The organism is Kitasatospora sp. NPDC096140 (genome assembly GCF_040303045.1).
Classification (GTDB): Bacteria; Actinomycetota; Actinomycetes; order Streptomycetales; family Streptomycetaceae; genus Kitasatospora.
In genome coordinates this window covers 35,833-49,371 of the sequence record NZ_JBEOUW010000013.1, presented here as the reverse complement: position 1 = coordinate 49,371, position 13,539 = coordinate 35,833, and the positions used below count along the sequence as shown (strand labels likewise).

Here is a 13,539-nt window from a genome sequence, read left to right as displayed (position 1 = left end):
ACCCGGGGACCGGGCCGGCCGCTGCGGTGCGTTCGGCGGATGCGGTGGTCAGCGGTCGGCGGCGGGCGCCAGGACCTCCAGGACGGCGCCGGACCAGGTGAAGCCGGCGCCCACGCCCAGCAGCAGCACCCGCTGCCCCGGCGCGAGCCGGCCGTCCTGCCACAGCCGGGCCAACCCGGCGAACTGGTCGGCGGGCCCCAGGTGCCCGACCGTCCGGCCCCACTCCCAGGTGGAGCGCTCCACGGGGATCCCGTAGCGGCGGAAGTAGCCGGAGTCCAGGCGGTGCAGGCCCAGGTTGGGGAGCACGAAGTGGTCGATGTCGGCGAGGTCCGTCCCGGCCTCGGCGAGCACCGTCTCCAGGGAGGTCCGTCCGCCGCGGGAGACCCGTGCGGCCGTGTACGGCATGCCGTGCCGGGCGATGAAGGCCTTCTGCCAGACGCCCATGTCGATCGGCCGGCGGTGGGTGAACGGGGCGTCCGCGAACAGGTCGTCACCCCGGTGCATGCCCTCCAGTCCGGGCTCGGAGTGCGACACCAGCGCGACGATCCGGGCGAAGCCGGGCCTGCGGGTGACCACCACGGCGGCCGCGCCGTCCGCGTAGAACGTCCCCGGATCGGTGCGCCAGCGGTCGAAGCCGGGCGGGCTGAAGCGGTCCCCGGCGGTCAGCAGCGCGGCCCGGTCCTCGGGGGCGCCGTCCAGGTAGTGGCAGGCGAGGTCCAGCGCGGCCATGCCGCCGTTGGACATCTGCCGCACCTCCATCGCCGGGCAGTGGCTCGACCCGGCGACCTCCCGCTGGACGAAGGAGGGGGCCGGCCACTCGTCCAGCCCCTGGTAGTACGCGGTGGCGTGCAGCAGCAGCGCGAGGTCGGCGGGATCGCGCCCGGCCGACCGCAGCGCGGCGCGCGCCGCCCGTACGGTCATCTCGGGCGCCGAGAGGGTGTCGGAGACCCGCACCGACACCATCCGGGTGGACGACTCCAGCTCCGGCTCGCACCAGCCCGCGCGGACGGCGTCGCGCACGGCCACGGGCGGCGGCAGATGGAGGGCGGCGCCGGCGATGAACAGGCCCTCGAACCTCATCCTCACTCCGATGTCGACGGGTTGACGTGTCTGCGGGTCGCCGCTTCGCTTCGCTTCGTCGCGGCGGGGTGCCGGACCGGGGGTGGGCGCTGTCGGCCCCGCCGGTCCGGCACCGTGCCGTGGTGGTCGGCCAGGACGACGCCGGCCGGCGGCTTGTGGCGCACGCCCGGGGGTCGTCCTCCGTCGACCGTCCCGCGGGTTCCGCGTGGGTCGGTCGGGACTCATCCTGGGCCGGGGGCTTCGACCTCGCGTGGAGCGTCGTTCGAGGCCGGGCCGGGCCGGTCGGACGGCCGTCGTCCGCCGGTCGAACGCCGGTCGAACGCCGGTCGAGACGGTCTCGACCCGGGGCGGGGAGCATCGGCGCCACTGACCCGCCCCTGGAAGGACGGACCGTGATGACGACACTCCCCGGCCGGACCACCGCCACCACCGCCCCCGCCGCCACCGCAGCGACCACCGCGACCCCGGCGACCGCCGGCGGTGACGACGGCCCCGGCACCGGACCGCGTCCGGTGGTGCTGCTGCTGCCCGGCCAGGGCGCGCAGTACGAGGGGATGGCGGTGGGCCTGTACGACGCCGAGCCGGTGTTCACCGCCGCGATGGACGAGGTCTTCGAGCTGATGGGCCCCGAGGGCCGCCGGGTGCGCGCGGACTGGCTGAGCGACCGTCCGGCGGTGCCGCTGGACGACGTGACCCGCGCCCAGGCCCTGCTGTTCGCCGTGGACCACGCGCTGGCGCGGCTCGTGCTGTCCTGGGGGGTCCGGCCCGCGGCGGTGCTCGGGCACAGCGTCGGCGAGGTGGTCGGCGCGGTCCTGACCGGGGTGCTGGACCTCCCGGACGCGGTCCGGCTGCAGATGGACCGGATCTCCCGGATCAGCGCCGCCCCGCCCGGCGGGATGCTCGCGGTGGCCGCCCGGCGCGAGGAACTGGCGCCGTACCTGAGCGAGCAGGTGGTGGTGGGCGTGGTCAACGGTGCCAGGCAGTGCGTGCTGGCCGGACCGGAGGCCGAACTCGCCCCGGTGGAGGCCGGGTTGCGGGCGGACGGGTTCCTCTGCCGGCGCACCCGGGCGGTCCAGGGTTTCCACAGCCCCAGCCTCGCGGCCGCCGCCGCGCAGTCGCTGCCGACGGTGGCCGCCCTGCGGCTGTCGCCGCCGAGCCCGACCCTGTTCTCCGGCTACACGGCCGGGCCGCTCTCGCCCGAACAGGCCACCGACCCGGCGTTCTGGGCCGGGCAGCCGGCCGCACCGGTGCTGTTCGGACCGGCCCTCGGCCGCCTGCTGGACACCGGCCGGTACGTGCTCGTCGAGGCCGGCCCGGGGCAGGGCCTCACGGCGCTGGCACGGCGTCGGCCGGCCGTCTCCTCCGGGCGCAGCGCGGCGGTCCCCACCCTGCCGGCCCGGCGCGGCGCGCCCGCCGACGACCGGCGGACGGTGCTGGCGGCGGCCGCGTTCCTGCGGGCGGAGGGGCACGGGTCGGTACCCGCCGAGCCCGCCCCGGCCTGACGCCGGCGCGCGGTGACGGCCGACGCGCGGTGACCGTCGGCGGATGACGACGGCCGGCGGAGGACGACGCCGACGCGCGGCCCGGAACGCGCCGGGCCCGGCCCGCGGCTCGCGGACCGGGCCCGGCGCGGTGGCGCCCGGGTCAGGGCCGGACGACCAACTCGCTGCCGACGACCCCGCCCTCGGCCACCGCGCGCTCCAGGAGGCCCACCAGGCGGGCCGGCGCCGGCATGGCCGCGTTCTCGTCCCGCAGCCGGCCGGCGCTCTCCCGGTGGCCGGGCACGGTGAGCAGCGCGGTGACGGCCTCCGCGACGGCGTCGACGTCCGGGCCGTCCGGGACGTCCAGGGTCAGGCCGGCGCCGACCTCGGTGATCCGCTCCGCCCAGTGGTCCTGGATCGCGGTGTGCGGGACGACCAGCTGGGGCAGCCCGGTGACCGCGCTGATCATGCCGGTGCCGACCCCGCCGTGGTGGACCACCGCGTCACAGGTCGGCAGCAGCGTGCTCATCGGGAAGGCGCTCAACAGCCGGACGCCGTCCGGCAGATCGGCCGCGGAGACGTCGTGGTGGCCGGCGACCGTGACGACCGCCTCGGCCCCGGCCCGCCGCACGCCCTCGGCCAGCCGCCCCACCAGGCCGGTCAGGGCGGTGGTGGTCACCCCGCCGGTGACGCAGACCCGCGGCCGCTCCGGCCGGTCCAGCAGCCACTCGGGCAGCACCAGCGGCCCGTTGTACGGCACCAGCCGCATCGGCGCCCACGGCACCGGGTGCGGCGAGCGCAGGGTCTGCGGGCAGGGGTCGATCCAGGCCTCCGGCGCGAACCGGGGCTCGACGCCGAAGCGTTCGAAGAGCCGGGCGAAGGGCGCCCGGAGGTCCTCGTCCCGTTCGAAGTCGAAGCCGAAGGAGAACCCCCAGGTGTGGCCGAAGGCCGGGACCTTCACCGCCGCCGCGGTGACCAGTCCGGCCAGCGCGACGGTGTCGTACACGACCACGTCGGGCCGCCAGGCGCGGGCGAGGGCGACCAGGTCGTCGGTCATCGCGTCGGCGGAGGTGATCTGCCGGGTGCCGAGCAGCCGCCGGGCCTCCCGGTCGAGCCGTTCGGGGTTGCTGACCCAGCCGGAGGCCAGGTGGCGGGGGCCGCCCGTGGAGGCGAGGCCCCGGTGGGCGGACTGCGCCGTACGGATGGCGTCCTCGTCGCCGACCGGGGCGACGGTGAGCCCGGCCGCGGTGAGGAACCCGGTCGCGGCCGGACGGGAGGCCACCAGCACCTCGTGGCCGGCGACTTGGCAGGCCCAGCTGAGCGGGGTGATCCACGGCAGGTGCGCCCCTGCGGTGGCCACGAACAACACGCGCATCCGCTACTCCCATCGGTCGGTTCTGCTCGGACGTGCGCCGGTCAGCCTGGACCGGTCCGCTCGCGGTCCGTTCGAGGGGCGCGTCCCCTCGAACGGCTCTCAACCCGTGCCCCAAGGAGGCCTGGCACCGTCCCGGTACCCGGGTGCGGGTCGCACCCACCGGACGGAGGAGAAGACCTGTGACCACGTCCAGCCCACCTGCCCGTCGTGGCAGCGCCACGGCCGGCGCTCCGCTGGCGGCGATCGCGGACCGGCTCGGCGGCCCCCGGGTGGACCACCTGCTGAGCCGCGCGGCGGCCCTGGCCCCGGACCGCGCCGCGCTGCGCACCCCCGACGGGTCGGTGCTGACCTTCGGCCGGCTCGACGGGCAGGTCGACGCCTTCGCGGCCGCCCTGCACGCCCTGACGCCCGGTCCGGAGGCGGTGGTGGCGGTCGCGGCCGAGCTGTCCCCGGCGTTCCCGGTCGCGTACTACGGGACCGCGCGGGCCGGCCGGGTCGCCGCGCTCGTCAACCCGCTGCTGCGGGAGGACGCCCTGGTGCACGTGCTGGCCACCTCGGGTGCGCGCACGGCGGTGCTGACGCCCGAGGTGTACCGGCGGGTGCGTACCGTCCGCGACCGCCTGCCGCGGCTGGAGACGGTGCTGCTGACCTCCGGCGCGGCGGAGGACGAGGGCGTGCCGCTCCTGGCCGAGGTGCTGGCCGCCGCGGCCGGGCGCCCGCTCCCGGAGGCCGCGGCGGATCCCGGGGCGGTGGCCAACCTGCTGTTCACCAGCGGCACCACCGGCGCGCCCAAGGCGGTCGAGCTGACCCACCTCAACCTGACCGTCAACGCGGCGCAGACGGCCCACGCCCACGGCCTGGACGCCGCGTCGGTGGTCTTCAACTACCTGCCGACCTACCACCTGATGCACCTCAACGCCGCGGTGCAGGCCGGCGCCACCCAGCTGCTGTGGACCGACCCGGACGTGCCGGGCTCGCTCGCCGCCGCCCGGGAGGGCGCCGTCACGCACTACTACAGCCTGCCGATGCGGCTGTCCCGCCTCGCGGCCGATCCCGCGGCGGACGGGGCGGTCCCGACGCTGCGGGCGATCCTCTCCGGCGGCTCGGCCCTGCCGCCGGAGGCGACGCGCGGCCTGACCGCCCGCTTCGCGGTGCCGGTGGTGCAGGGCTACGGGCTGGCCGAGGCGTCCCCGCAGACGCACTTCGACCGGCTGGACGACCCGCGCGCCGGCTCCTGCGGGCCGCCGTCGGCCGGCACCGAGTCGCGGATCGTCCACGTCGACACCCGGGCGGAGCTGCCGGTGGGGGAGCGGGGCGAGATCCAGGTCCGCGGGCCGCAGCTGATGAAGGGGTACCTGGGCGCCGAGCCCGGCGCGCACCTGGACGCCGGGGGGTGGTTCTCGACCGGCGACATCGGCTACACGGACGAGGACGGCTGCCTGTTCGTCGTCGACCGGATCAAGGACGTCTTCAAGTGCGACAACTGGCTGGTGTCGCCGACCGAGGTCGAGGGGGTGCTCCGGCAGCGGCCCGAGGTCGCGGACAGCGTGGTGGTCGACCGCCCGGACCGCTTCAGCGGCTCGGTGGCGTACGCGCTGGTGGTGCTCGCGAAGCCGTACGCGGACGAGGAGGGGGCGGCGCTGGCGGCCGTGCGGGGCGCGAACGCGCGGATGCCGTACTACCAGCACCTGCGGTACGTGGAGGTGGTGGAGGTCATCCCGCGCTCGCAGAACGGCAAGGTCCAGCGGCGGGAGATCCGGGACGCGGTCCACGGCCGGGACCTGCCGGAGCCCTCCGCGGAGGGGCCGCTGGAGGTGACCCGGGCCGCCAGCCGGGGGTGAGCGCGGACACGGGACCGGCCCGGCGACCACCGTTGGTCGCCGGGCCGGTCCCGCGCCCCCCGGCCGTTCGCAACCGGCTGCCCCGGCAGCGCGTCGGCCGTCGTCGGTGCCGGGAGCGGTCAGGGTTGTCGGCCGGCCGTCAGCGGGGTTCCCCGGGTGCGGGTGGGGACCGGGATCAGTGACGCGGCGACGGCCTTGTTCACCGCGTCGATCCGGGACACCGCGCCCAACTTGCCGAAGACGTTGCGCAGATGACGCTTGACGGTGCCCTCGGCGATGCCGAGCCGGGAGCCGATCTGGAAGTTCGTCAGCGCCTGGGCGGCGAGCACGAGGACTTCGAGTTCCCGGTCCGACAGTGTGACCGCGGCCTGTCGGCTGAGCTGGGCGAGGCTGTGCTGGGAGACGGCGAGGGTCGACTGGTCGCGGCTGTAGACCCCGCGGATGGCCGCGAGCAGTTCGTACCGGCTCACGCTCTTGAGCATGAAGCCGCGCACGCCGAGGTCCAGCAGGTCGCGGACGTCGGCGGGCCGGTCGCTCATGCTCAGGACGATGACCCGGGCGTCGGGGGAGACCGTGGCGATCCGCCGGACCGCCTCGGCGACCTCCGAGTCGAGCAGTTCGCCGCCCAGCAGGACGACGTCGGGCGCGGTGGCGGCGACGAGGGTGACGGCTTCGTCGATGTCGCCGGTGTCGCCGACCACCGCGAGGTCGGGTTCGGCGGAGAGGACCTGCCGCAGCGACTGCCGTAGCAGGGTGTGGTCGTCGATGAGCAGTACCCGGGCGGGCTCAACCGGTTTCATTTCGACACCGTTCTGCCGTTGGGACGGACCGGGTTACTGACGATCTTTCCAGCAGGTCGGCCGGGAGCGCTTCGAATACCGGCGGGTAGTGATCCGCTTCGTTGGTGAAGAGAAGCCTCCGCGCATTCTGTGGTCGACATGACGGTTCTTCTCCCCCGTTCTGGGGCTCTGGGTCGATAGGTCGATCGTGCGTGGATCTTGTTGCTTGACCCTGCCACGGAGGAGTATTACCTGACAATACGAAGACTGTCTGATTGTCTGCCTGCTCAGCGAATACTCAGGGAAAAACCGACCGGCCGGCCGTTCAGGCGAGGTCGTCCCGGGTGACCCTGCGGTCCGTCACGACCCAGGAGTCACCGACCGGCTCCAGCAGGTCCACGCAGACCGTCGAGCGGTGCACCGTCGCCTCGCCGCCGCGCGGCACCTCCAGGACCAGCGCGTAGCAGGTCGCCCGGAGCCGGCCCGACTCCGCCGGCTCGGTGGTCAGCATGCCCACCCAGTGGCGGTGCACCACGCCCGCCTCGGCGAGCCGCCGGGAGGCCTCCTTCGCCGCGGCCGCGATGTTGCCGCGGCCGCGCACCGGCGCGGGCAGGCCGTTGGCGGCGAACACCCCGTCCTCGGCGAAGGTGGCCGCCCACGCGTCGGTGGCGCCGGTGTCGAGCAGCCGCATCTGGCGGGCGTAGAAGTGCTGGACGCGCAGGTAGGTGTCGGTGTCGGCGAGCGGGGCGACCTCGTGGGCTGTCATCGGGCTTCCTCTCGGGACGGCGGGCGGTGCCTGCGGGTGAGGGGGGCGAACGCTGACCGACCCTCGCAGGGCGGCCTGGAGATCTCTTGGAGCTGCGGTCCAGCCCGGCGGCCGACGGCCCGCCGTTCCGCCCCGCCTTGAGGGTGTCTTGAACCGGTCCCGGGAGAGTCCGCCGGAGTGTGACGACGCACAGCCCCGCGCGCGACCGCGGCGGGGACACCGGCGGGAAGGCGGAGACATGGCGGAACAGAAGGAGCGGGTCGCGCTGGTCACCGGCGGCACGAGCGGGATCGGGCTCGCGGTGGCCGAGGAGCTGGGACGGCGCGGCGACCGGGTGTTCGTCTGCGCGCGCACCGGGGACGACGTGGCGGCCACGGTCGAGCGGCTCCGGGAACAGGGGATGGAGGTGGACGGCGTCGGCTGCGACGTCCGCTCCACCGAGCAGATCGCCGTCGCCGTCGCCGCGGCGGTGGAGCGCTTCGGGCCGATCGGGATCCTCGTGAACAACGCCGGCCGGGGCGGCGGCGGGATTACGGCCGAGATTCCGGACGAGACCTGGTGCGACGTGATCGAGGTGAATCTCAACGGCGTATTCCGAATGACCCGCGAGGTGCTCGCCCGCGGCGGCATGCGGGACGGGAGCTGGGGGCGAATCATCAATATCGCGTCGACCGGCGGAAAACAGGGCGTGGTGCTAGGAGCTCCCTATTCCGCTTCCAAGCACGGTGTCGTCGGATTTACCAAAGCTTTGGGGCTGGAACTGGCCAAAACCGGGATCACCGTGAACGCGGTGTGTCCCGGTTACGTGGAGACGCCGATGGCCGACCGGGTCCGGCAGGGCTACGCCGCCCACTGGGGCGTGACCGAGGCCGAGGTGCTGGAGAGGTTCGAGGCGAAGATCCCGCTCGGCCGCTACAGCACGCCGCAGGAGGTCGCCGCGATGGTCGGCTACCTCACCACCGAGGCCGCCGACCCGGTCACCGCCCAGGCGATCAACGTCTGCGGCGGGCTCGGCAACTACTGATCCCGGCACCCGGCACCCGGCACCCGGCACCCGGCACCCGGGCCACCCGGGCCGCCGGGCCGCCCGGGACCCCGTCGGACCCCACGGAAGGAGGGCCACCGTGCCCGCGCAGGACATCCGCCACACCGACCACCGCATCCTCGTCTCCGCGCCCGCCGAGACGCTCTACCGGCTCGTCGCCGACGTCGGCGGCTGGCCGCACCTGTTCACGCCCACCGTCCACGCCGAGCGGGTGGACGGCGACGACCGCCGGGAGCGGATCCGGATCTGGGCCTTCGCCAACGGCGAGGTGCGGACCTGGACCTCGCTGCGCGAACTCGACCCGGCCGCCCGGCGGGTGGAGTTCCGCCAGGAGGTCTCGCAGGCGCCGGTGGCGTCGATGACCGGCAGCTGGGCGATGAACCCCGCGGCCGACGGCCGGACCGAGGTGGTGCTCGGCCACACCTTCGCCGCCGTCGGGGACGGCGCGTCGGACCTCGACTGGATCGACCGGGCCGTGGACCGCAACTCCCGCTCGGAGCTGGACTGCCTGCGGGAGATCGCCGAGCGCGACCCCGGACTCGACGAACTGCTGCTCTCCTTCGACGACACCGTGCTCGTCCGGGGCCCGCGCGCGGAGGCCTACGAGTTCATCCGCCGCTGCGACCTCTGGCCCGATCGGCTGCCGCACGTGGCCCGGCTGGAACTGACCGAACCGGAGGACGGCATCCAGCGGATGGTGATGGACACCCGCGCGCCGGACGGGACGACGCACACCACCGAGTCGGTCCGGGTCTGCCTGCCGGACCGGATCGTCTACAAGCAGACCGTCCTGCCCCCGATCATGGCGGCGCACACCGGCGCGTGGACCTTCGAGGAGACCGCCGAGGGCGTCGCCGCGACCTCCCACCACACCGTGGTCCTGCGGGCCGAGGCGGTGCCCGCCCTGCTCGGCCCCGACGCCACCCTGGAGCAGGCCCGCACCGCGGTGCGCGCCGCCCTCGGGGCCAACAGCCGCACCACGCTGGAGCACGCCCGGGCGCTGGTCGAGCGCGGGGCGAGCACCGGGCCGGGCCGGTGACCGACCTGGAGGCCGAGGTCTGCGTCGTCGGCGCGGGCCCGGCCGGCCTCACCCTCGCCCTGCTGCTCGCCCGCTCCGGCGTGGACGTCGTCCTGGTCGAACGCTCGCGCTCGTTCGAGCGGCAGTTCCGCGGCGAGATCCTCCAGCCCGGCGGGATGACCCTGCTCGACCGGCTGGGCGTGCTGGCCGGCGCGCGCGAGCGCGGCAGCCACGAGCACGACCGGTTCGTGCTGACGGAACGCGGCCGGACACTGATCGACGGCGACTACCGGCGGCTGCCCGGCCCGTTCAACTGCCTGCTGAGCATCCCCCAGCGGCACGTGCTGGAGGAACTGCTCGACCGCTGCCGGGAGTTGTCCGGATTCCGCTACCTGGAGGGCGCCAAGGTCGGCGCCCTGCACACCGAGGACGGCCGGGTCCGCGGCGTGGTCGCCTCCGGCCGCGGCGGCGAACAGACGGTCCGGGCCCGCTGGACGGTCGGCGCCGACGGCCGCTACTCCAAGGTGCGCCGACTGGCCGGGATCGACGCCGGCCGGCTGGACGTCTTCGACCAGGACGTCCTCTGGTTCAAACTGCCCGCCGACGCAAGGCCGTTGAACGAGGTCCGGATCTTCCGGGCCGGCGGGAACCCGGTCCTCGCGTACACCGCCGTGCCGGACGCGATCCAGGTCGGCTGGACCCTCCCGCACGGCGGCTACCGCCCGCTCGCGGCCCAGGGTGCCGAAGCCGTACGGGAGTTGATCTGCGCCGCGATGCCGATGTACGCCGACCAGGTCCGCGAACGGATCACCGCACTCGGCGACCTGACGCTGCTGGACGTCTTCTCGGGCGTCGCCCGGGAGTGGGTGCGGGAGGGGCTGGTGCTGATCGGCGACGCCGCCCACACCCACAGCCCGATCGGCGCCCAGGGGATCAACCTCGCCGTCCAGGACGCGGTGGCCCTCCACCCCGCGCTGCTCGCCTCCCTGGCGGCCGGCGGGGAGAGCGGCCCGGTCCGCAGGTACGCCGCCGCCCGGCACCGCGACATCGCGCGGATCATGCGCATCCAGCGCCTGCAGAGCCGCGGCATGCTCTCCTCCGGCCGCGCGGCCGGAGCGCTGCGGCCCCTCCTCGCGCCGCTGCTCTCCCGCTCGCCGCTCTACCGCGCGGTGCTGGCCGAACTGGCCTTCGGCAACCGCGCCATCGACGTGGCACCCGCCGCCGCCGTCCACAACTCCCAGACCCAGGAGCAGTGATGCAGCTGATCGACCTCTCCTCACCGGTGGACGCGACGTTCTGGGAGCCGGACCCGGTCACCCACGTCACCATGTCGCCGCGCGAGGGCGCCCTGCACATGGCCGAATCGATGCGGGAGCACTTCGGCGTCGACTTCGACGTGGACGACCTCCCGGACGGCGAGTTCCTCAACAACGACACCTTCACCCTCACCGTCCACACCGGCACCCACATCGACGCGCCCGCCCACTACGGCACCCGCGCCTCCTACCGGGACGGCGGCCCCCGCACGATCGACCGGCTCCCGCTCGACTGGTTCCACCGGCCCGCCTTCGTCCTCGACCTCACCAAGGCCGGAACCGGGGCCGTCGGCGCCGACCTGCTCGCCGAGGAGCTCGACCGGATCGGCTACACGCCGGCCCCGATGGACATCGCCCTGCTCAACACCGGCGCGGACCGCCACCTCGGCACCCCCGCCTACTTCTCCGACTTCGCCGGCCTCGACGGCCCCGCCGTGCACTTCCTGCTGGACCTCGGCGTCCGGGTGATCGGCACCGACGCCTTCAGCCTGGACGCGCCGTTCCCGTACATCCTGAACACCTACCGGGAGACCGGCGACCGCTCGGTGCTCTGGCCGGCCCACTTCGCCGGCCGCGACCGCGAGTACTGCCAGATCGAACGGCTCGCCAACCTCGACACGCTGCCCCGCCCGTACGGCTTCACCGTCTCCTGCTTCCCGGTCAAGCTGGCGCGGGCCGGCGCCGGCTGGTCCCGCGCCGTCGCGCTGCTGGAGGACTGAACCGTGCGGACCACCTCCCTGGGCCGGTCCGGGCCGGCCGTCTCGGCGCTCGGCCTCGGCGGGCTCCCGCTGGCCGGCGCCTACGGCCCGGCGGACGACCCCGCCGCGATCGTCCGGCACGCCCTCGACCTCGGCGTGACCCTCTTCGACACCGCCGACTACTACGGCCGCGGGGCCGGCGAGGAGATCCTCGGCCGCGCCCTCGGCCGCCGGGGCACCGCCGGCCGTGGCAGCGGCGTCGTCCTCGCCACCAAGACCGGCATCCTCCACCGCGACGGCGGCCCGCCCGGCCTCGACGGCAGCCCCGAACACCTGCGCCGGGCCTGCGAGGCCTCGCTGCGCCGCCTGGGCACCGACCGGATCGACCTCTACCACCTCGCCAGGATCGACCCGCAGGTGCCGGTGGAGGAGTCCATGGGCGCGCTGGCGGAGCTGGTCGCGGCCGGCAAGGTCGGCCGGGTGGGCCTGTGCGAGGCCGCGCCCGCCACGCTGCGCCGGGCGCACGCCGTCCACCCGGTCAGCGTGCTGCAGACCGAGTACTCGCTCTGGGAACGGCACGTGGAGGCGGAGATCCTGCCCGCCTGCCGGGAGTTGGGCGTCACCCTGGTCGCCTACCGGCCGCTCGGTTCGGGCCTGCTGGCCGGCCGCCGGACCGACCCGCGGACGCTGCCCCCCGGCGACTTCCGCCACCGCGACCCCCGGTTCGCCCCCGGCAACCTGGGCCCCAACCTGGCGCTGGCCGACGCGCTCACCGCACTGGCCCGGCAGGCCGGCACCGGCCCGGCCGAACTCGCCCTCGCCTGGCTGCTCTCGCACGACGGCGTCCTGCCGATCCCCGGCACCCTGGACCGCGCCCACCTGGAAGCCGACCTCGGGGCCGCGGAGCTGCGGCTGGACGAGGCCGTCGCCGAGGCCCTGGACGGCCTGCTGCCCCCGCACGGCCCGGCCGGCGAGCGCTACCCGCCGGGCCTGCTGGCCACGGTCGACCGCGGCTGACCGACCGTCAAGAGCGAGGGCCCGAGCCGTTGTCCACGGCTCGGGCCCTCGCTCCGTCGGTGGCTCAGGACGCCGGCACGGTGCTCTCGAAGCAGTGCAGGTACGGGCCGATCTGCCGCACCCCGCCGAGCTCCAGCCCGGCGTCGGCGATCAGGGCGGACAGGCCGGCCCGGGTGTGCTTCTTGCCGCCCACGTTGAGCAGGAGCAGCAGGTCCATCGCGGTGGTGAACCGCATCTCCGGGCTGCCGTCCACCAGGTTCTCGATCACCACGACCCGGGCGCCGGCCGGCGCCGCGGCCCGGACGTTGCGCAGGGTGGTCACGGTGCTCTCGTCGTCCCACTCCAGGATGTTCTTCAGGAGGTAGAAGTCGGCCTTCACCGGGATGCTGTCGCGGCAGTCGCCCGGCAGCAGCGTCGCCCGGTCCGCGAGGGCGCCGCCGGGGCGCAGCCGCCCGTCCGCGCCGGCGACCACGTCGGGCAGGTCGAGCAGGGTGCCCCGCAGCTGCGGGTGGCGCTCCAGCAGCGTGGCCAGGACCAGGCCCTGACCGCCCGCGATGTCCGCGAACGTGGCGGCCCCGCCGAGGTCGAGGACGTCCGCCACCGTCCTGGCGGACAGCCGGCTGGACTCCGTCATGGCGCGGTCGAAGATCTCGGCGGACGCGGGGGCGTCCTCGTGGAGGTAGGTGAAGAACTCCTTGCCGAACACGTCCTGGAAGACGCCCTTGCCGGTGCGCACCGACTCGTCGAGCAGGCCCCACACCGCCCAGGTCCACGGTTCGGTGGCCCACAGGACCATGTTGCGCAGGCTGCGCGGGGCGTCCTCGCGCAGCAGCCGGGACGCCTCGGTGTGGGCGAAGCCGTCCGGGCCCTCGGTGAGGACGCCGTGGGCGACCAGCGCCCGCAGCAGCCGCAGCAGCGTCCCGGGTTCGGCGCCGACGGCGGCCGCGAGCTCCTCGGCGGTGGTCGGGTGCTCGCCGATGCCGTCCGCGACGCGCAGCCGGGCCGCCGCCCGGACGGTCGCCGCGTACGCGCCGCTCATGGCCAGTTCGCGAAGTCGCATCACGGCGGTGAAGCCGGAGGCCTCGGTGTCGTTCATCTGTGCTGCCTCTCCTCAACTCGGGCG

At 75.0% G+C, this 13,539-nt stretch carries 12 protein-coding genes; 7 read left to right on the top strand and 5 right to left on the bottom strand.

Annotated elements, in window-relative coordinates; all coding sequences use genetic code 11:
- Positions 1-48 precede the first annotated feature (48 nt).
- Positions 49-1,080 carry a ketoacyl-ACP synthase III family protein gene (locus ABT048_RS15885; protein ID WP_350521965.1) on the bottom strand — a complete coding sequence of 344 codons (1,032 nt, stop codon included), beginning with the start codon at positions 1,078-1,080 and terminating at the stop codon, positions 49-51.
- Between the two features lie 395 nt (positions 1,081-1,475).
- Here ABT048_RS15885 and ABT048_RS15880 point away from each other — a divergent pair, with 395 nt between their 5' ends.
- Entirely contained in the window at positions 1,476-2,582 is a 1,107-nt protein-coding gene (locus ABT048_RS15880; RefSeq protein ID WP_350521964.1) for an acyltransferase domain-containing protein, read from the top strand.
- 142 nt (positions 2,583-2,724) lie between these two features.
- Here ABT048_RS15880 and ABT048_RS15875 read toward each other — a convergent pair whose 3' ends face one another.
- The gene (locus tag ABT048_RS15875; RefSeq protein ID WP_350521963.1) at positions 2,725-3,936 is read right to left on the bottom strand and encodes a nucleotide disphospho-sugar-binding domain-containing protein; all 1,212 of its coding nucleotides are present in this window, start codon (positions 3,934-3,936) and stop codon (positions 2,725-2,727) included.
- A gap of 179 nt (positions 3,937-4,115) precedes the next feature.
- Between ABT048_RS15875 and ABT048_RS15870 the strand changes: the two genes are divergently transcribed.
- On the top strand, positions 4,116-5,777 hold the full coding sequence (locus ABT048_RS15870) for a class I adenylate-forming enzyme family protein (protein WP_350521962.1): 1,662 nt from the start codon (positions 4,116-4,118) through the stop codon (positions 5,775-5,777).
- Positions 5,778-5,896: 119 nt separating this feature from the next.
- Here ABT048_RS15870 and ABT048_RS15865 read toward each other — a convergent pair whose 3' ends face one another.
- Positions 5,897-6,577, bottom strand: a complete 681-nt coding sequence (locus ABT048_RS15865; protein ID WP_350521961.1) for a response regulator — start codon at positions 6,575-6,577, stop codon at positions 5,897-5,899.
- A 304-nt stretch (positions 6,578-6,881) separates the two neighbouring features.
- Positions 6,882-7,322, bottom strand: coding sequence for a nuclear transport factor 2 family protein (locus ABT048_RS15860; protein ID WP_350521960.1), 441 nt, complete (start codon positions 7,320-7,322; stop codon positions 6,882-6,884).
- Positions 7,323-7,560: 238 nt separating this feature from the next.
- On the opposite strand from ABT048_RS15860, the gene ABT048_RS15855 reads away from it, so the two are divergent.
- The 5 genes from ABT048_RS15855 (at position 7,561) to ABT048_RS15835 (ending at position 12,416) form a co-directional block, all read left to right on the top strand.
- Entirely contained in the window at positions 7,561-8,346 is a 786-nt protein-coding gene (locus ABT048_RS15855) for an SDR family NAD(P)-dependent oxidoreductase (RefSeq protein WP_350521959.1), read from the top strand.
- Positions 8,347-8,446: 100 nt separating this feature from the next.
- Positions 8,447-9,406, top strand: a complete 960-nt coding sequence (locus ABT048_RS15850) for an aromatase/cyclase (protein ID WP_350521958.1) — start codon at positions 8,447-8,449, stop codon at positions 9,404-9,406.
- Positions 9,403-10,641, top strand: a complete 1,239-nt coding sequence (locus tag ABT048_RS15845) for an FAD-dependent monooxygenase (RefSeq protein ID WP_350521957.1) — start codon at positions 9,403-9,405, stop codon at positions 10,639-10,641. The genes ABT048_RS15850 and ABT048_RS15845 overlap by 4 nt, the downstream gene beginning before the upstream one ends.
- Positions 10,641-11,420, top strand: a complete 780-nt coding sequence (locus ABT048_RS15840) for a cyclase family protein (protein WP_350521956.1) — start codon at positions 10,641-10,643, stop codon at positions 11,418-11,420. The genes ABT048_RS15845 and ABT048_RS15840 overlap by 1 nt, the downstream gene beginning before the upstream one ends.
- A 3-nt stretch (positions 11,421-11,423) precedes the next feature.
- The gene (locus ABT048_RS15835) at positions 11,424-12,416 is read left to right on the top strand and encodes an aldo/keto reductase (RefSeq protein ID WP_350521955.1); all 993 of its coding nucleotides are present in this window, start codon (positions 11,424-11,426) and stop codon (positions 12,414-12,416) included.
- A 64-nt stretch (positions 12,417-12,480) separates the two neighbouring features.
- Here the strand turns inward: ABT048_RS15835 and ABT048_RS15830 are convergent, their stop codons facing one another.
- Positions 12,481-13,512, bottom strand: coding sequence for a methyltransferase (locus tag ABT048_RS15830; RefSeq protein ID WP_350521954.1), 1,032 nt, complete (start codon positions 13,510-13,512; stop codon positions 12,481-12,483).
- Positions 13,513-13,539: the final 27 nt, after the last annotated feature.

What these genes read in the sequence shown, in the direction of transcription:
- ABT048_RS15830 (WP_350521954.1), bottom strand. Translation starts at nt 13,512, where the DNA reads ATGAACGACACCGAGGCCTCCGGCTTCACCGCCGTGATGCGACTTCGC.
- ABT048_RS15840 (WP_350521956.1), top strand. Translation starts at nt 10,641, where the DNA reads ATGCAGCTGATCGACCTCTCCTCACCGGTGGACGCGACGTTCTGGGAG.
- ABT048_RS15880 (WP_350521964.1), top strand. Translation starts at nt 1,476, where the DNA reads ATGACGACACTCCCCGGCCGGACCACCGCCACCACCGCCCCCGCCGCC.
- ABT048_RS15865 (WP_350521961.1), bottom strand. Translation starts at nt 6,577, where the DNA reads ATGAAACCGGTTGAGCCCGCCCGGGTACTGCTCATCGACGACCACACC.
- ABT048_RS15860 (WP_350521960.1), bottom strand. Translation starts at nt 7,322, where the DNA reads ATGACAGCCCACGAGGTCGCCCCGCTCGCCGACACCGACACCTACCTG.
- ABT048_RS15885 (WP_350521965.1), bottom strand. Translation starts at nt 1,080, where the DNA reads ATGAGGTTCGAGGGCCTGTTCATCGCCGGCGCCGCCCTCCATCTGCCG.
- ABT048_RS15855 (WP_350521959.1), top strand. Translation starts at nt 7,561, where the DNA reads ATGGCGGAACAGAAGGAGCGGGTCGCGCTGGTCACCGGCGGCACGAGC.
- ABT048_RS15875 (WP_350521963.1), bottom strand. Translation starts at nt 3,936, where the DNA reads ATGCGCGTGTTGTTCGTGGCCACCGCAGGGGCGCACCTGCCGTGGATC.